Annotated in this window: 10 protein-coding genes and 1 pseudogene; 8 read left to right on the forward strand and 3 right to left on the reverse strand. The window is 47.1% G+C overall.

The window, feature by feature from the left end; translation table 11 throughout:
• Window positions 1-39: 39 nt before the first annotated feature.
• The 7 genes and pseudogenes from H3001_RS10025 (at window position 40) to H3001_RS10050 (ending at window position 13,192) form a co-directional block, all read left to right on the forward strand.
• A complete protein-coding gene (locus H3001_RS10025) occupies window positions 40-2,220 on the forward strand; it encodes a glycoside hydrolase family 97 protein (protein ID WP_181214817.1) in 2,181 nt (726 codons plus the stop codon).
• A gap of 194 nt (window positions 2,221-2,414) precedes the next feature.
• Window positions 2,415-5,420, forward strand: coding sequence for a SusC/RagA family TonB-linked outer membrane protein (locus H3001_RS10030; protein WP_181214818.1), 3,006 nt, complete (start codon window positions 2,415-2,417; stop codon window positions 5,418-5,420).
• Between the two features lie 21 nt (window positions 5,421-5,441).
• Window positions 5,442-7,109 (forward strand): starch-binding outer membrane lipoprotein SusD, encoded by a 1,668-nt coding sequence (susD, locus tag H3001_RS10035; RefSeq protein WP_178245726.1) that lies wholly within the window; start codon window positions 5,442-5,444, stop codon window positions 7,107-7,109.
• A 19-nt stretch (window positions 7,110-7,128) separates the two neighbouring features.
• Complete coding sequence (locus H3001_RS10040; RefSeq protein WP_178245724.1) at window positions 7,129-8,280, forward strand: SusF/SusE family outer membrane protein; 1,152 nt, start codon at window positions 7,129-7,131, stop codon at window positions 8,278-8,280.
• Between the two features lie 78 nt (window positions 8,281-8,358).
• On the forward strand, window positions 8,359-10,500 hold the full coding sequence (locus H3001_RS10045; RefSeq protein ID WP_246368546.1) for an amylo-alpha-1,6-glucosidase: 2,142 nt from the start codon (window positions 8,359-8,361) through the stop codon (window positions 10,498-10,500).
• A 4-nt stretch (window positions 10,501-10,504) separates the two neighbouring features.
• A pseudogene (locus tag H3001_RS19775) lies at window positions 10,505-11,365 on the forward strand (alpha/beta hydrolase); the annotation flags it as partial.
• 6 nt (window positions 11,366-11,371) lie between these two features.
• A complete protein-coding gene (locus H3001_RS10050; protein ID WP_394367804.1) occupies window positions 11,372-13,192 on the forward strand; it encodes a glycoside hydrolase family 13 protein in 1,821 nt (606 codons plus the stop codon).
• Between the two features lie 119 nt (window positions 13,193-13,311).
• On the opposite strand, the gene H3001_RS10055 is transcribed toward H3001_RS10050, so the two are convergent.
• Complete coding sequence (locus H3001_RS10055) at window positions 13,312-15,321, reverse strand: family 20 glycosylhydrolase (protein ID WP_181214820.1); 2,010 nt, start codon at window positions 15,319-15,321, stop codon at window positions 13,312-13,314.
• A gap of 255 nt (window positions 15,322-15,576) precedes the next feature.
• Here H3001_RS10055 and H3001_RS10060 point away from each other — a divergent pair, with 255 nt between their 5' ends.
• On the forward strand, window positions 15,577-16,944 hold the full coding sequence (locus H3001_RS10060; RefSeq protein ID WP_178245718.1) for a FimB/Mfa2 family fimbrial subunit: 1,368 nt from the start codon (window positions 15,577-15,579) through the stop codon (window positions 16,942-16,944).
• Window positions 16,945-16,981: 37 nt separating this feature from the next.
• Here the strand turns inward: H3001_RS10060 and H3001_RS10065 are convergent, their stop codons facing one another.
• Both H3001_RS10065 and gpmI read right to left on the reverse strand, forming a co-directional pair.
• Window positions 16,982-17,563 carry a DUF3109 family protein gene (locus H3001_RS10065; RefSeq protein WP_178245716.1) on the reverse strand — a complete coding sequence of 194 codons (582 nt, stop codon included), beginning with the start codon at window positions 17,561-17,563 and terminating at the stop codon, window positions 16,982-16,984.
• A gap of 102 nt (window positions 17,564-17,665) precedes the next feature.
• Window positions 17,666-19,180 carry a 2,3-bisphosphoglycerate-independent phosphoglycerate mutase gene (gene gpmI, locus H3001_RS10070; RefSeq protein WP_178245714.1) on the reverse strand — a complete coding sequence of 505 codons (1,515 nt, stop codon included), beginning with the start codon at window positions 19,178-19,180 and terminating at the stop codon, window positions 17,666-17,668.
• Window positions 19,181-19,301 lie beyond the last annotated feature (121 nt).

Consider the following 19,301-nt stretch of genomic DNA (forward strand, 5'->3'; position numbering starts at 1 on the left):
TTTAACCAAATACCGTTAACTTAAAGACTTGGAAAACATATGGACTTTAAAAGACATTTAACCTCTGCACTTTTATTCTGTTGTGCATTGATGGCACAGGCAGAAAAGTTGAATTCTCCCGACGGAAACCTCGTCATGAATTTCTCATTAAATGAGGCCGGCGCTCCGGTATATGAATTATACTTCAAGAATAAAGTAGTCATCAAACCGAGTACACTGGGACTGGAATTGAAGAAGGAAGATGCAAACAAGAAAACCGATTTCGAATGGACTGCCCGCAAAGACCATGACCAGCTGGACAGCAAGACCAACCTGATGACAGGCTTTACAGTAGCCAATACACAGACTGCTACCTTCGACGAAACCTGGACACCGGTATGGGGTGAAGAAAAGGAAATCCGCAACCACTATAACGAATTGACAGTGACTTTGAACCAGGCTGCCAACGACCGCCAGATGGTGATCCGTTTCCGCCTGTTCAACGACGGTCTGGGCTTCAGATACGAGTTCCCGCAGCAGAAGAACCTGAATTATTTCATCATCAAGGAAGAACATTCACAGTTTGCCATGGCAGGCGACCATACGGCGTTCTGGATTCCGGGCGACTACGATACACAGGAATACGATTATACCACTTCACGCCTCTCTGAAATCAGAGGACTGATGAAAAAGGCTTATACCGAAAACTCTTCACAGAAGCTGGCTACTCCGACAGCCGTACAGACTGCACTGATGATGAAGACCGACGACGGACTGTACATCAACCTGCACGAAGCAGCACTGGTGGAATATTCCTGCATGAACCTGAATCTGGACGACAAGAACATGGTATTTGAATCATGGCTGACTCCTGATGCTCAGGGAGACAAAGGATACATGCAGACTCCGTGCCACTCACCCTGGCGTACCGTCATTGTAAGCGACGATGCACGCGACATCCTGGCTTCACGTATTACACTGAACCTGAACGATCCTTGCAAATACGAAGATACTTCATGGATCAAGCCGGTGAAATATGTAGGTGTATGGTGGGATATGATTACCGGAAAAGGCTCATGGGCATATACCGACGAACTGGCCAGTGTGAAACTGGGAGAAACGGATTATTCAAAGACCCGCCCGAACGGCAAGCACTCTGCCAATACGGAAAACGTAAAACGCTACATCGACTTTGCGGCAGCTCACGGATTTGACGCTGTACTGGTAGAAGGCTGGAACCAGGGATGGGAAGACTGGTTCGGCAAGAGCAAGGATTATGTGTTCGACTTCGTAACTCCGTATCCGGACTTTGATGTAAAGGAAATTCACCGTTATGCTGCCAGCAAGGGAGTGAAGATGATGATGCACCACGAAACTTCCAGTTCGGTACACAACTACGAACGCCACATGGACAAGGCCTATCAGTTTATGGTAGACAACGGTTATAACTCAGTCAAGAGCGGTTATGTAGGCGACATCATTCCACGCGGCGAACATCACTACGGACAGTGGATGGTAAACCACTACCTGTATGCAGTGAAGAAAGCAGCCGAATATAAAATCATGGTCAACGCTCACGAAGCCGTACGTCCGACCGGACTCTGCCGTACTTATCCTAACCTGATCGGTAACGAATCGGCCCGCGGTACTGAATACGAATCATTCGGCGGCAGCAACGTAAACCATACGACGATTCTTCCGTTCACCCGCTTGATCGGTGGTCCGATGGACTACACTCCGGGTATCTTTGAAACAGACTGCAGCAAGATGTGCCCGACCAACCATTCTCGCGTACGCTCTACACTGGTACGTCAGCTGGCCCTGTACGTCACCATGTACAGTCCGCTCCAGATGGCAGCCGATATCCCTGAAAACTATGAACGTTTCATGGATGCCTTCCAGTTCATCAAAGACGTGGCACTGGATTGGGACGAGAGCAAGTACCTGGAAGCAGAACCGGGAGAATACATCACCATCGCACGCCGTGCCAAAGGTACTGACGACTGGTTTGTAGGATGTACAGCCGGCTATAACGGCCACGAGTCAAAACTGTCACTCGACTTCCTGACTCCGGGCAAGAAATACGAAGCCACCATCTATGCAGATGCAAAAGATGCACACTGGGAAACAAACCCGCAGGCATATACTATTACTAAGAAAAAAGTAACCAGCAAAAGCAAGCTGAATCTGAAGGCTGCAGTAGGTGGCGGATATGCCATCTCAATCAAAGCCATTGAATAAGAAAATCATAAAGGCATCGGTATGACGGGGAACCCGAGTTTCCCCGTTATGCCATGAAAAAAGGTCATACAAGATAACATACAATATCAATAGGTCAAATACTGTAAATAACGAAAGGTAAAGGGTTGTAGTTTTCAATAGGTATTTTTACAACTGAAAAATTAACACTTTAATTTAATAACATGGAAATAACAATGAAGAATTCAAGTAAATTCCTTCTCTTATGGTTAGTGGGAATTTTGCTTTCTGTACAAGGCTTTGCACAGAGCCTGACAGTAAAGGGAAACGTAAAGGACAACACCGGAATGGGAGTCATTGGTGCGAACATCCTGGTGAAAGGTACTACCAACGGAACCATTACTGATTTCGACGGTAATTTTACCCTCTCGGCCAACAAAGGCGACATTATCGTAATTTCCTTCATCGGATATAAGACTCAGGAATTGCCTGCGGCACCTACCATGAACGTGGTATTGCAGGACGACTCAGAGGTATTGGAAGATGTAGTAGTAATCGGTTACGGATCGGTGAAAAAAGACGATGCCACAGGTTCTGTTACAGCTATCAAGCCGGATGAGTTGAGTAAAGGTATCACGACCAACGCACAGGACATGTTGACCGGTAAGGTTGCGGGTGTGAGCGTTATCTCCAATGACGGTACTCCGGGTGGAGGTGCCCAGATCCGAATCCGTGGTGGTTCTTCTCTGAACGCCAGCAACGACCCGCTGATCGTAATCGACGGACTGGCAATCGATAACAACGGTATCAAAGGTATGTCAAACGGCTTGTCTATGGTCAACCCGGAAGATATCGAAACCTTCACCGTATTGAAGGATGCTTCGGCAACTGCCATCTACGGTTCTCGTGCATCAAACGGTGTCATCATCATTACAACTAAAAAAGGAAAAAGCGGACAGGCTCCGAGAATCAGCTACAACGGTTCAGTATCTTTCTCAACTACTCAGAAGCGTTATGACGTGCTGAACGGTGATGAATACCGTGCATATGCACAGCAGATATTCGGTGAAAGCCTTCCGGCTACTCTGGGTACAGCCAACACAGACTGGCAGGATGAAATCTTCCGTACTGCAGTCAGCACAGACCACCACGTATCTATCAACGGTGGTTTCAAGAACTTGCCTTACCGTATTTCTTTGGGATACAGCAACAACAACGGTATCATCAAGACTTCTAACTTCGAACGTATCACAGCTTCTGTAAACTTGGCTCCTTCGTTCTTCGACGACCACTTGAAGTTCAACGTAACTGCCAAGTACATGAACGGTAAGAACAGATATGCCGATTCAGGTGCTGCCATCGGTGGTGCTTTGTCAATGGACCCTACCCGTCCGGTATATGGAGAAGGTGAAATGTACGATGCTTTCGACGGTTTCTACCAGAACGCACAGGCAACTTCCGACTTCTCAGACCCGAACTGGAAATACACTGCCAACAAGAATACTCCGCAGAACCCGGTAGCTGCTCTGGAACAGAAGGATGACAGAGCCAACAGCAACGACTTCGTAGGAAACATCGAAATGGACTATAAGTTCCACTTCCTCCCCGACTTGAGACTGCACGCTAGTATCGGTGGTGAATATGCTGAAGGAACACAGACTACGGTTTATTCTCCATATTCTTTCGCATACAACTATTATGGAAATCATTCAGAAGTAACTGAATACAAATACAACCTGTCGTACAACGTATACGCACAGTACATCAAGACATTGGGCGCACATACACTGGACATCATGGCCGGTGGTGAAGAGCAGCACTTCCACAGAAACGGTTATACTATCGGTAACGGCTGGGACAGCTATACAAACGAAATTCATGACGCGGTTCTGAGAGAACAGACTGCTTACGCTACACGTAACACATTGGTTTCTTATTTCGGACGTCTGAACTACTCCTTGCTCGACCGCTATCTGTTTACATTCACTATGCGTTGGGATGGTTCTTCTCGTTTTGCAGACGGTAACCGTTGGGGTACATTCCCTTCTCTGGCATTGGGATGGAAGATCAAGGAAGAAAAATTCCTGAGAGACGTCAACTGGTTGTCAGACATGAAGTTGAGACTGGGATGGGGTGTTACCGGTCAGCAGGACGTAACTTCCGACTTTGCCTATATGCCGCTCTATGTAGTAAGTGACGACTATGCACAGTATCCGTTTGGAGATACTTATTATCACACTTCACGTGCAAACGCTTTTAATACGAACCTGAAGTGGGAACAGACAACTACTTATAATGCCGGACTTGACTTCGGTTTCCTGAACGGACGTATCACTGCCAACCTCGACGGTTACTACCGTGAGACAGACGACTTGCTGAACAGCGTGAAGATTCCGGTAGGTACCAACTTCAACGCTCAGATGCTGCAGAATATCGGTTCATTGAAGAACTACGGTGTGGAATTCGCCATCAACGCAAAACCGATCGTAACCAATGACTTCTTGTGGGATGTAACTTACAACTTTACATGGAACCACAATGAAATCACCAAACTGACCGGTGGAAACGATGCAGACTACTATGTAGAAACCGGTGACAAGATTTCAAGAGGTAACAACACTAAAATCCAGGTAAACAAGGTAGGCTATCCTGCTAACTCATTCTATGTATACCAGCAAGTATACGATGAAAACGGCAAACCTATCGAAAACATGTTTGTAGACCGCAACGGTGACGGTATCATCAACAGTTCAGATAAATACATCTACAAGAAACCGGCTGCCGACTTCATGATGGGATTCACTTCTAAGATGACTTACAAGGCATGGGATTTCAGCTTCTCACTGCGTGCAAGCTTGAACAACTATGTATATTATGACTTCCTTGCAGGAAAATCTAACGTAAGTACTTCTGGTTTGTTCTCTAATACAGCATTCTCCAACACCAGTCAGGAGGCTGTTGAGTTAGGATTCACAGGTAAGGGTGATTACTACATGAGTGACTACTTCGTACGCAATGCTTCATTCTTGCGCTGCGACAACATCACTTTGGGATATTCATTCAAGAACTTCCTGAAAGGAAATGCATACAAAGGTATCGGAGGACGTATCTATGCTACTGCCCAGAACCCGTTCATCATTTCCAAGTACAAAGGTCTGGATCCTGAAGTAAAGAGCGGTATCGACAACAACCCGTATCCACGTGCTTTCACATTCTTGCTGGGAGTAAACTTACAGTTCTAATTATTTGAAAAATACGATCATATGAAAAGAGTTAATTTAAAACATATATTTTCTGCAGCATTAATTGTTGCCACCATGTGGGGAGGTACCTCATGCATCAATGACTTGAACATCAGTTCCATTGATCCGCAATCTTCTCCAAGTTTCGATCAGAACGCAGCCTTTGTAAAACAGTATGCCTTACTGGGTCTTACCGGACAAAAAGGGCCTGCCGGCACACCTGACCTTGACGGACAGGATGAAGGTGAATCGGGCTTTTACCGTACGGTATTCAACTGCCAGGAACTGGCTACCGATGAATGTGTATGGGTATGGCAGGACAACGTGGATATCCCACAGTTCACCAGTATTTCCTGGAACTCTTCCAGTCAAAGAACCGAATGGGTATATGTCCGCCTGGGATATAACATCACTCAGATGAACTTCTTCCTCGACCAGACAGAAGGAAAGACAGATGCCGAGACATTGCGTCAGCGTGCGGAAGTGCGCTTCCTGAGAGCGTTGCATTACTGGTATTTCCTGGATTTGTTCGGCAAGGCTCCGTTTAAAGAACATTTCGACAACGAACTGCCTGTAGAAAAGAAGGGCAAGGACCTGTACGACTACATCCAGACCGAACTGGAACAGTGTGAAGGCGATATGTTCACCCCGGGACAGGCTCCTTTCGGACGTGCCGACCAGGCTGCAAACTGGCTGCTGAGAGCAAGACTGTATCTGAATGCAGAAGTCTATACCGGTACTGCTGATTATGAAGACGCTGTGAAATATGCCGATAAAGTAATCGGTGGCGGATATTACACACTTTGTGATGATTACAAACTGATGTTCATGGCCGACAATGACCAGAACCCTAAGGCTATGCAGGAAATCATTCTGCCGATCCGTCAGGATGGTATGAAAACCCGTAACTACGGTGGTTCTACTTACCTGGTTTGCGGAACCCGTACCGGCGGTATGCCACACATGGGAACCACCAACGGATGGTCTTGTCTGATTGCCCGTAATGCACTTATCTATAAGTTCTTCAACGAAGGAGAAGTTCCTATGATTCCGGAAGATGTAGAAGTTCCGGGACAGAGCGACTTTGCCAATGACGCTGCCATCGACGCATGGGACGCACAGTACAAGGTACGTACCGTAGATATGGTAGAAGCTGCCGGTGACGACAGAGCCCTGTTCTACTCAGGAGCCGGAGGCGGTAGAAGAACCATGGATCCTAAGGCTATCGCTGGTTTCCAGAGCGGTCTTTCTGTAGTGAAATGGCAGAACATCCGTTCTGACGGTGCTTCTACCAGCCACACTGAATATCCTGACACTGATATTCCTTTGCTGCGTATGGCAGAAGCATACCTTACACGTGCAGAAGCTAACTTCCGTCTGAATCATAAAGACCTGGCTTGGGAAGACATCAAGTTGCTGCGCAGCAAACGTGGATGTACCAAACAGCCGGCACTGAATGACATTACTGAAATGTACATTCTGGATGAATGGGCCCGTGAATTCTATCTGGAAGGACGCCGCCGCAGTGACTTGGTTCGCTTCGACTGCTTCACTACCGATAAATATCTCTGGGACTGGAAGGGTGGTCAGAAAGAAGGAAAGGCTGTCAACGACTTCTATAATGTATATCCTATCCCTGTAACAGATATCAACAACAATAACAATATGCACCAAAACGAAGGTTATTAATCTAATAATTGATAGACACATGAAAAAAACAATATTTTCCCTGTTATATATCATCGGATTAGGGCTGCCGCTTTTTACAGCTTGTAATACCGATACCAGCGAGAATCCTACTTTGTACGAAGCCAGCAGCTTCGTACAAGATGCTCCGGAAGACAAACTTTATGACCTGGGTGATGCTCAGGATGTAGTTACCCTGCACTGCACACAGCCGGAATATGGCTTCACAGCCGCTACTACTTACAGTGTACAGGTGTCATTGGACGAGACTTTCACCGAAGAAAGTGAGCCGAACTATACGGTGTTGAGCACGACTTACAACAGCACTACCATCGAGCTGAAGGCTACAGAACTGAATAAGGCGCTGGTGGAAATGTATAAGGCCGCACATCCGGACGAAGAGACTACAGGTCTGGTGATTCCTGCCTATTTCAGACTGACTGCCGTAATTACCGGCAGTGACAGAGGTGCTGCTACCTCAAACGTGGTTAAGGTTAACCAGATTAAACTGGGAGAAATCAAGACTACTCTGGAACCTCCTACTGAAATGTTCCTGGTTGGCTCATGCATTGGAAATGCCTGGAGCACCTGGAAACCGATGGTCAGCGTAAACGGCATGGCCGGTGAATTCTGGAGCATGGTTTACTTCCCTGCAAACGCAGAATTCAAGTTTGGTAAGTTTGAACAGGACTGGAACGGTTACGGTAAGGTAAAAGCCTTCAACGACAAGGCCGGAGCCGGAATCAGCGGTTCAGACAACATCGTAGTCAGCAAAGCCGGATGGTACATCGTATATATCCTGGCCGAAGTAAACGGTGATGACTATCAGTATACCATGACATTCTACAAACCGAATGTATACATCTTCGGAAGCACCAACGGAAATATCTGGGATTACAACGACAGCTGGATGTTCACCGTACCGGAAGACCAGTCGGGCGAATTCAAGTCGCCTGCATTGACAGCTGCCGGAGAAGTCCGTATGTGTATCAAGGCAGACACAGACTGGTGGAGACTGGAATTCACACTGAAGAACGGTAGCGAAATCTTCTATCGTGAAAACAATGCAGTAAACTCTGGATGGACAGACCTGGGTCCGGAATATTCTATCGCAGGTACTCCGGGACAAGTAATCTCTCTGAACTTCACAGAAGGAACAGGATCGGTTAAATAATACATCATACTGTCTCAATCAAAAGTTATCCTAGGCTATCCAACCTGGGATAACTTTTTTATAAAAGAATCCATACATATGAAAAACATCTTATTAATATTTCCTCTGATGGCATGTGTCGGCTGTAACCAGCAGCAGTCGAACACAGACTCTTGTGCATTACTGGACTCTCTGGGTATCTCCGTATCAGCTACTGAAAACAGGGAATACTCTTATACCGACAAGAAGTCGGGATACTGGTATGGAACCACGCATCAGGATTCTACTTTTTTCTGGTCGGGATGGAACATTGCCAAAAAACGGATTTTGTCGGATTACCAACTGGGCGTGGACCAGGATTTCCTGAACCGGAAAGAGGCTGCGTGTATCGTGTATCCGCATAAGCTGGTGCGCAACTGGAAACAGGCACAGGAAACGTTCTATCTGGTAGACGACAGACCGGTATTATATATCGGCATGGATCAAGTGGAGGGAGACTCCATAGCCATCCGGTTAAACCAGGACTTGCTGCAAGGCGGACTGATGCAGGATGAAGGCATCGCATACGGACTGGCAGAAGACAGCGGACATCAGATCTTGCTGGCACCGGCCAAAGACTGCGATTTCCGAGGAATGAAGGAAGGTATTAAAGTACCCGCATCGGCCCAGGGCTTCCTCATCACGTTCGGTACTCCGGAAGAAAACAAGAAGTTATTAAGTGAATTCCGGAAAAACGGAAAGCAGTGGCTGAATGAACGGGCCCTCAGAATGACCCGCCTCCTCACTGAATTCAATCCGGTCTCTACCAATCTGAAAGAACTGGATCATGCCCTGAACTGGCTTACCCTGACTACGGACGAGCTGGTCACGGAACAACAAGGCAAAGGTATTTATGCCGGACTTCCGTGGTTTAATGAATACTGGGGCAGAGACATGTTTATTTCCATGCCGGGTACCTGCCTGGTAAGCGGCCAGTTTGATATCGCCAAACAGATTCTGATGGATTTCGCCAAACTTCAGGACAAGAATCCGGAATCACCTACTTACGGAAGAATTCCGAACCGTGCCAACCTGGAAGGTATCCTGTACAATACGACCGACGGAACTCCCCGCTTCGTTATTCAGGCCTTCGAACTGCTGGAATACTCGGGAGATACGGCATTTATCAGAGACATTTATCCGGCCATCAAGCTCAGCATTGAGGCTTCATGCAAGAATTTCACCGACGACAAAGGGTATCTGACTCATGCCGATGCCGATACGTGGATGGATGTGAAGCGGAACGGTATTCCGGGATCGCCCCGCGGCAACCGTGCCAATGATATCCAGGCATTGTGGTACAAGCAGCTGGAAGCGGGAAGCAAACTGGCTGAGAAGATGGGAGAAACGGAAACTGCAGAAAGATGGGCCCGGCTGGCAGAGAAGGTCAGAAGTAATTTCGAGCAAGATTACTGCGACAAGAAGCACGTCCTGATATACGACCACCTGAATGCCGACGGCAGTCCTGACATGCAGGTCCGTCCTAACCAGCTCTACTGTTTCGAAATGGTTCAGGATGAGACCTTCAAGAAAAAAGTGACCCGCCGCTGCTGGGAAGAACTGGTATATCCGTGGGGAGTTGCCTCACTGACGCAATGGGACAATCAGTTCCACCCACAGCACGAGAACTGGCATTACTACCACAAGGATGATGCGTACCACAACGGAACGGTATGGTTGTGGAACAACGGCATAGCCATGCAGCGGATGATTGAATACGGACAGGTGGAAATGGCCTGGGAACTGTTCCAGAACATGAACCGCCAGGCGTTGAAGGAAGGAGCCATCGGCAGTCTGAGTGAGAATGCAGACGCACACCCCAGAACGGGACAGAACTGGGTGAACCGTTCGGGTACTTTCCTGCAGGCATGGAGCAACGCCGAGCACCTGAGGGTATGGTATCAGTATTTCCTGGGAATCCGTCCGGATATGATGAACCGTACCATCATCATCGAGCCGAAATTGCCTAAGGAAATCACCTCACTGGAGACACAGGTGAAAATCGGAAAGGGAACCTTGCACTATGTATACCGGGACGGCAAGTTCGACTGCAAACTGGAGGGAGACGATGCAGAAATCAAGCTGATTCTTCCACAGCCGGTCGACGACCCGATTTTCAATGGAATCAAGTTCTGTACCCCTTCCCCACTGGAACATTATCCGTGTTTTGATACTTATCATGAACCAGCATTGACATATTAAACTTATGAAGAGAATCTTACTAACAACGGCAGCTGCCTTATTGTTGAATATCGATTTTACGACCGCAGCTCCCAATGTGAGCAAAGGAAAACTGTTGGAATATCCTCAATTTAAATCGGAGTATGTCTCTCCCCGGGATGTCTGGGTGTGGGTACCAGAGGATTATTCCCCCAAGAAAAAATACGACGTACTCTACATGCACGACGGACAGATGCTGTTCGACGCAGCTACCACCTGGAACAAGCAGGAATGGAAGATAGATGAAACGGTAGGACAACTGATTGAGGAGGGAAAAATTAATCCTTGTATTGTGGTGGGTATAGCCAATATAGCCGCTACCCGATACGGAGATTACTTTCCGCAGAAAACCCTGCAATGGTTGCCGGAAGGAACAAGTATTCCGAAGGATACGCAGTTCAATGCCGACAATTACCTGCGCTTCCTGGTAAAAGAGGTAAAACCGTTCATCGACAAGACATACGCTACCCATAAAGGAAATTCGCATACGTTCGTCATGGGCTCGAGCATGGGAGGATTGATTTCCCTGTATGCCCTGTGCGAATATCCGGAGGTCTTCGGTGGTGCAGGATGTCTTTCTACCCATGTTCCGATGGTGTTGAGCAAGACACTGCCCAATGCAGCTGCCGACGTATGGGCTAAAGCATTCAGAGCATACCTGAACGAAAACCTGCCCAAGGCAAACAGCAAACTGATTTACATGGACCGGGGAGATGCTACCCTGGACAGTTTCTATCCGGCCTATCAGCAGGCAATAGACAGTCTGATGGAAGCCAAGGGATGGGAAGGTCCGGCCTGGACCTCAAAGGTATTCCCCGGAGCGGCGCATACCGAGACCGACTGGGCTGAACGACTGAACAACCCGTTGCAGTTCCTGCTGGGAAAACGGAAGGCAGAAGGAGTCAGCCGCATCGAGCCGTCGTTCTGGTGGTGTGGCATGAAGAATCCGCGCCTGCAGTTGATGGTTTACGGCAATCAGATTGCCTCATTTACTCCGAAAATCGATTATCCGGGAGTGGAAATTGAAAGCGTTCATCCGATGGAAAGCCCGAATTACCTGGTGATTTATCTGAACGTGGCCAAGGCGAAACCCGGAAAGTTCGATATTCAGTTTGTACGGGGAAAGGAACGGATTACCCGTCCATATGAATTGAAAGAGCGTACCGGAAAACCGGAGGAACGGATTGGTTTCAATTCTTCTGACGTTATCTACCTGCTCATGCCGGACCGGTTTGCCAATGGCGATGAAAGCAACGACCGTATTCCGATGAAACTGCCTTACCTTACCGATCGGAAGAACAAGGGAGCGCGCCACGGAGGCGACCTGGCAGGACTGAGCGGAAAACTGGGGTATCTGGATACACTGGGCATCACGGCGGTATGGACGACACCCGTACTGGAAAATGACATGGGTGAAATGTCTTATCACGGATATGCAGCCACGGATTATTACAAGGTAGACCCCCGACTGGGAAGCAACGAAGATTATGTGCAGCTTGCCGAACAGATGCATCAGCGAGGCATGAAGTTGATCATGGATATGGTATTCAATCATTGTGGCAGCCAGCATCCGTGGAGATTGGATCCGCCGACCCGCGACTGGTTCAACAACCAGCGGGAGAAGGTTTACACCAACCATAACAAGACGGTGTTCTTCGACCCCTATGCGGCCGACATTGAAAAGGAAGAAATGACCGACGGATGGTTCGTGGAAAGCATGCCCGACCTGAACCAACGCAACCGGTTCCTGGCCGACTACCTGATACAGAATTCTATCTGGTGGATTGAGTATGCCAAACTGGACGGCATCCGGCAGGATACTTATCCGTATCCGGACGGAGAGATGATGAGACGCTGGTGCAAGGAGGTGATGAATGAATATCCGAACATGAACATTGTGGGAGAAATCCTGATTACCAACCCTACCGGTACGGCTTACTGGCAAAAGGGAAACAAGTTGAACCCGACGGATACGGGTCTGAAATCGGTAATGGACTTCCACCTGCAGGCGATTGCCAGCAAGGCATTCAATGAGGAAACTTCATGGAATACCGGACTTCAGACTATCTTCGAGCATTTTGCATACGATTTCTGCTATCCGGATGTGTACAATGTCATGCGACTGCTGGAGAACCACGATGTGGACCGCTTCCTGACCAAGGCCCCGAAGGACCTGAATGCGTACAAACAGGCTGTGACTGTCTTGCTGACTGTTCCGGGAATTCCGCAGTTGTTTTACGGACAGGAATTCTTATTCAGCGGAACTACTCAGGAATTCGGATTCGAAGGCATCCGTCCGGATATGCCGGGAGGATGGAAAGAAGATACTGTCAGTCTGTTTACGGAAGAAGGAAGAAGTCCGATGCAGCAGGAAGCCTTTTCGTTCATGCAGAAGTTGCTGCAGTGGAGAAAAGGAAATGAAGTGGTATCGAAAGGAAGCATGAAACACTTCATGCCCCGGAATAATGTCTATGTATATCAACGGGAATACAAAGGTAAAAGCTTCATTGTGGTGATGAACGGAGTCAGTCAGGAAAGCGAGCTTCCGCTGGATCATTATCAGGAAATCCTGAAAGATAAACCGTTCGGAACCGATGTCATCAGTGGCAGAAAAGTACTTCTCAAAGAAAGCCTGAAACTGGCTCCGAAAGAGGTACTCGTACTGGAACTCTGACGGATAGGAAATTCCGCAGCCCAAGCATATGAAAAGGAGAAAAGGTACCGATGAACGTCGGTACCTTTTCTCCTTTTCATATTATCCGAATCTTCCGGATTTGATTGATTTCCCTGAGATTAATCAGCCACTTCCGGCTGAAGAGGGATACACACTACATTTTTCAACTTTCCCTTAAAACCGATATGAGGATCACCAATCTGCTTCAACGGGAAAATCAGGGTTTCACGGTACCAGCAGGAATCAATCCGTTTTGCTTTCTGATTGTACACCTGTCTGACACGTCCCTGCAGACGTTCTTTCAGTTCGCCGTTGATATAAAGAGAGGTTCCCTCTACATCACCTTCTACCCTTACCTTTGTCCATTCTCCGGCCGGCAGACGATAATCATGGAAAATCATTTCGTAACCGTCTCTGCGGAAAGCAAATTTGCCCGTGTTATGCCAGTTGACAATCCATTCCGAATGCGGTCCTTTGAACAAGACGGCATCGGCATAGGAAGTCGGATCAGGGCAGATTTCAAACTCTACCGCATAAGGATATCCGATTTCCGGAATCACCGTCGATACGGAGTCATTTCCTGTCAGACAGACTTCCTGCTCCGGCAAGGTCAATGCGGTTTTCTCCTTTACCTGTGCCAGCAGATTGACTCCGGGAGCCTCAAGAGTGGTTTTGCACAAACGCTCAAAATCGGAATAAGGTACGTGGTCTGCATTCTCTCCTTTCCACAGTTTATCCGACAACAGCTGCAAGGCCGGGAAGGTACGTACGTGCACGTCCTGCTGACTGACTCCATTGCCTACCCGGTCGTTCCATACGGCAAACATCGCACCCAGCATGTTCGGATGACGGTCGATCCGGTGTCCCGGTTTCATCATTTCAGGAGTCCAGTTCTCATACAGCCATTGGCAATCCAGAAAATCATGATAATAGTTCACAGCCGGTACGATGTACAGGAAGCAATCACAGAGATTGACTACCTTGGCACCTGATTTCAAGGCACTTTCCATGTCCATCCAACCGTAGTTCCATGCACTGACTACCGTTCCTTCCAGATTGACGGGGGTATTTCCCTTCATCTGGTTCAGACTTCCCCAAAGACGGGCTGTCTTTCCATACCCCGAGACTAACTGGATACAGTGATTGGTAAAATGACGGAACTGTTCGGCCTCTTTCTGATTATATTCGTCTGTTCCGATGTGCACTTCTTTTCCGACAAATACCGGGTCTTCTCCCGACAGATATTCATCGAACAATGTATCCACAAACTCGTAAACTTCTTTCTTGTACAAATCCAGATGGTCCATTCCATAAGCCTTATTGTCAGCTGCCAGACGGGGATTATAATGAGTGAATGCCAAAGAATGGGCGGGCACATCAATCTCCGGGATGACTTTCACTCCGTAACGGGCTGCCATTTTCTGGAACGTACGGAATTCATCCTTTGTATAAGACCCGTCTTTGGCTGTCAGTCCGGGGAAGCGCTCACTTTCCAGACGGAAAGCGGAATAAGTACGGTTCCAGTCATTATCGAAAAACTCCACGAAACCGTTGTCGTTCAGATGCACCTGCAGTTCATTCATCTTGTAGAAAGCCATGATCTTAACATAATCTTCCAGGTAATCAAGGGTAAAGAACTTACGGGCCACATCAATCATAAAGCCACGGCTCGGATATTCCGGAAAATCGACCGCCGTTCCCTTGTCCAGCCCTTCCGGCTGGTTGTGTATCATCTGCAACAAGGTACGTGTACCCCAAAATACGCCAATAGTCTGCGGAGCCTGTACCGATACCCCGCGTCCGATATTCATCCGATATCCTTCTTCTCCCAATGCAGCCTCCGGCTTTCCCAGCGACAAGTGAATGGACTTACCCGACGATTTTCCTATACTGACCGTATATTCCCAGCCAAACATCTCTTTCAAGTCCTGCGACAAGGTTTCGGCACACTCCTTAAGACTTGGAGCATCTTCGGGGGGCAAAGAGATCACACCCTGCGACGGCAGTTTCAGTTTTCCCTTTCCTGCCTCCCATTGCTGTAAAGCCGGGATGACCTGCGGCACACTTTTCTGAGCATTTACCGCCAGGCCCAGCAGCAATGCCATACATACAAGTACATACTTCCTCATAGTATTTTATTTTAGTTAATTAGGTAATTCACTCAGATACAGGAGCAGAAAACTTACTCCAATACTGAATTTCTATTCTTTCTTTATTAAAAACGGCATAAATATACCGTATTCTTTTATGAATATCGGGACATGCCCGTGTTTTTTCATGTTTTTTTTCAAAAAAAACAAAGAAATTAATTTTTTCCCTCTTCCTATATATAAAAAACTCAAACACTGCGTTTATCTATATGAGATCCATCAATACAATTCATTATGGCTATACATCGAATCCTGTTCATCCTTTGCTGCCTGTTCTTATACGGATGCAGCGCCTATCAGGTAGAGGAAGATATTCCTCAGGAAAAAAAGAATGGTAAAGAAACGGAAACTAAAAAATATAAGGTAAAACTCACCGTCACCGGAAAGGGAAATGCCCCGCTCGACTATCCTCTGTCATTCTTTGTATTCAACCAGGAACAGCAATGCATCCTGCAGGAAGAAATCGAGGAGGAAGACCTTCCCTTCTCTGTTTCTCTTCCACAAGGAAAATACCGTTTAAGCCTGTTTTCAGGTTTACAGAAGAACCAGTGTACGATACCGGATAACCCGACGGATGAAAGCCGGATCAGGTTACCGGAAAAGAACTCGTGCAAGGAAGCTGTCTTGTTTGGAAAGACCTACATCGACGTGGTCCGTTCGACCACAGCCAAAATCACACTTGATTATGCCGTTACAGCCATCAGCGTGTCACTGACCGGTATTCCTGCCGATGCACAGGCGGTAGCAGTTCAGTTTGCTCCCGTCAGCTCCGGTATTGATTTCAAAGGAAATCCGGCCGATGACAGGCAGCACTGCACCCTTCATTGTTATAAGTATGAGAAACGGTGGGTCTGCAACCCCACCTATATTATCCCTCATTCACAAGGGGAAACCTCTGTTTCAATCCGCGTCACCCTGCCACAGGAAGAAGAGATACATGAATATACCTACAAGGCTGCGTTGAAGCCCGGCTATCCGTACCGGTTTAACGGAGACCTGGAAACGAACCTGGCACTTGAGGGAGATTTTCACATAGAAGGATGGCAACCGGAAATCGATGTAGAACTTGGAGCTGACAAAAACCCTTCCGGAGAGGGAACACAAACCGGCACTTCCGGTGAGACACCCGATAAGGATTCAGAAAAGAAGGATCCGGAACAGAAAGACATTGATACATTTATTGTCTCCGAACTGCCCCCGGAAGACGTGATATGGGGATACTTTTATATCTGGAAACTTCAGAGAATCTCTGAGCATGAAGCTCTGGCTACTCTCATTGCTCCCAACCAGGCCTTTGCCTTTGCAGGTGATGCCATCAAATGGCTGCAGAACTACCGCATAGACGGCATAAGCGGATGGAGGGTCTTTACTACGGAAGAAGCCCAGGCATTCAGAAATCAGTTCGGGAACCGGATGGGGGATTTAAACAATTATCTTTACGAGAATGGCATGGCACGGTTCTATTACAGCAAGGAAGCGAGATACCTGTGCAACCAGGGACAGTCGACATTCAGTTTCACCAGCACCCGTATTACGAATGCCGGAAAAACTGTCAAATATTACCTGCGCCCTGTCAAGAATGTAAAAATCAAAACACAATAATTTACATACCATTCCAGGACTCACGGCGTCATTTCAATCAGATCAGATGCTGCTTCTGCAACTCTTCCGCTACATTCTCGAGTTCGGCGTACCATTCCGGGCCGAATTTGCGGATAAGCGGTTCCTTCAGGAATTTATACACGGGGAGATTTTCTTTCTTACCCAATAAAACGGCTGCCTTGCAGACATCCCAACGATGGTAGTTAACGGCACGATAAGGACCGTAATTGCCCACCCGGATCGGATACAGGTGACAGGATATGGGTTTGTAGAAATTGCAGCGTCCTTCACGATAGGCCTTTTCAATCGCACAGTAGCAATATCCTTTTTCATCGTAACAGGTAAATACACAATCCTTTCCGTTCACAATGGAAGTAACCAGGTCACCGTCCTGATCGGTATACACCACTCCCTGACGATCGATTACCTCACGGGCCTCAGGAGACAGTTCGTTCCATATAACCGGAAGCACCTCTTCCAGCTTCTCCACTTCTTCCAGTTCTACCGGAGCCCCGGCATCCCCCTCTATGCAACATTCGCCTTTGCAGGCATCCAGGTTACACAGAAACTTCTCACGGAACACATCCAGGCTTACTACCACATCATCTATCTGTACCATTTTATTCGTATCTTTATCGGTTAGTCATTAGCGGTGCAAAAATACAAAAAAGCCGGAAGAAATCTCTCCCGGCTTTCTCTTATCTTTTCAGATACAGTATTTTTACTTGATCAGGTCTTTTCCTGACATTTCAGCAGGCTGAGCCATGCCCAAGATGTGCAGGATAGAAGGAGCTACGTCTGCCAAAACACCGTTTTCTACCTTTGCATCCTTGTTTGCGGTTACATATACAAACGGAACCGGATTCAAAGAGTGAGCGGTATTCGGAGTACCGTCTTCGTTCAATGCATGATCGGCATTACCGTGGTCGGCAATAATGATCACTTCATAATCGTTTGCCTTAGCAGCTTCTACAGTATCCTTTACACAGTTGTCGATAGCCACTACTGCTTTTTCGATCGCTTCATAAATACCTGTATGACCTACCATGTCACCGTTCGCATAGTTTACCACGATGAAGTCGTACTTCTGAGTATTGATTGCTTCAACCAGTTTATCCTTTACTTCGTAAGCACTCATTTCCGGCTTCAGGTCATAAGTAGCCACCTTCGGACTCGGAACCAGGATACGGTCTTCGTTGTCATACGGAGTTTCACGGCCACCGTTGAAGAAGAAAGTAACGTGTGCATACTTTTCAGTTTCTGCAATATGAAGCTGAGTCTTGCCATTGTTTGCCAGGTATTCACCCAATGTGTTCTGTACATTTTCCTTGTCGAACAGGATGTGTACACCCTTGAATGAAGCATCGTACGGAGTCATACAGTAGTACTGCAATCCAGGAACAGTCATCATTCCAGCTTCCGGCATATCCTGCTGAGTCAGAACAACAGTCAATTCCTTTGCGCGGTCGTTACGGTAGTTGAAGAAGATCACTACATCACCTTCTTTGATGGTACCGTCGAAATTAGCATTCGAAATCGGTTTGATGAATTCATCAGTAACACCTTCATCATAAGATTCCTGCATAGCCTGGACCATATCAGAAGCCTTCTTTCCAACGCCTTTTACCAGCAGGTCATAAGCTTCTTTCACACGTTCCCAACGTTTGTCACGGTCCATGGCATAGAAACGTCCTACGATAGAAGCGATCTTTCCAGCCGACTGTGCGCAATGAGCTGAGAGCTGTTCGATGAAGCCTTTACCACTCTTCGGGTCAGTATCACGACCGTCCATGAAGCAGTGGATGAATGTATTTTCCAAACCATATTCTTTAGCAATGTCACACAACTTGAACAAGTGATCCAAAGAAGAGTGAACACCACCGTTTGAAGTCAATCCCATGAAATGGATATTTTTGCCATGCTCTTTTGCATATGAGAAAGCAGAAACCACTTCCTTGTTCTGCATAATACTGCCATCAGCGCACGCACGGTTGATCTTCACCAAATCCTGATAAACGATACGACCTGCACCGATATTCAAGTGACCTACCTCAGAGTTACCCATCTGACCGTCAGGCAAACCTACATTTTCACCGCTTGCCTGCAACTGAGAATGAGGATAGTTAGCCAACAGACTGTCCCAATAAGGAGTCGGAGTATTGAAGATTACATCGTCTTTCTGACGGTCTCCACATCCCCAACCGTCCAAAATCATTAAAAGAGCTTTCTTAGCCATAATAGTATTTTGTTTAAAAGTTGATATTCGAGTTTAAACTGATTTATCCATGCAAAAATACTAATAAAAAGTGAGATACAGAAAAATGTCATCAAGTTATTGGTCAGCCTAAAATTTAAAT

Origin of the sequence: Phocaeicola faecicola (genome assembly GCF_013618865.1) — a bacterium.
Lineage (GTDB): Bacteria > Bacteroidota > Bacteroidia > Bacteroidales > Bacteroidaceae > Phocaeicola > Phocaeicola faecicola.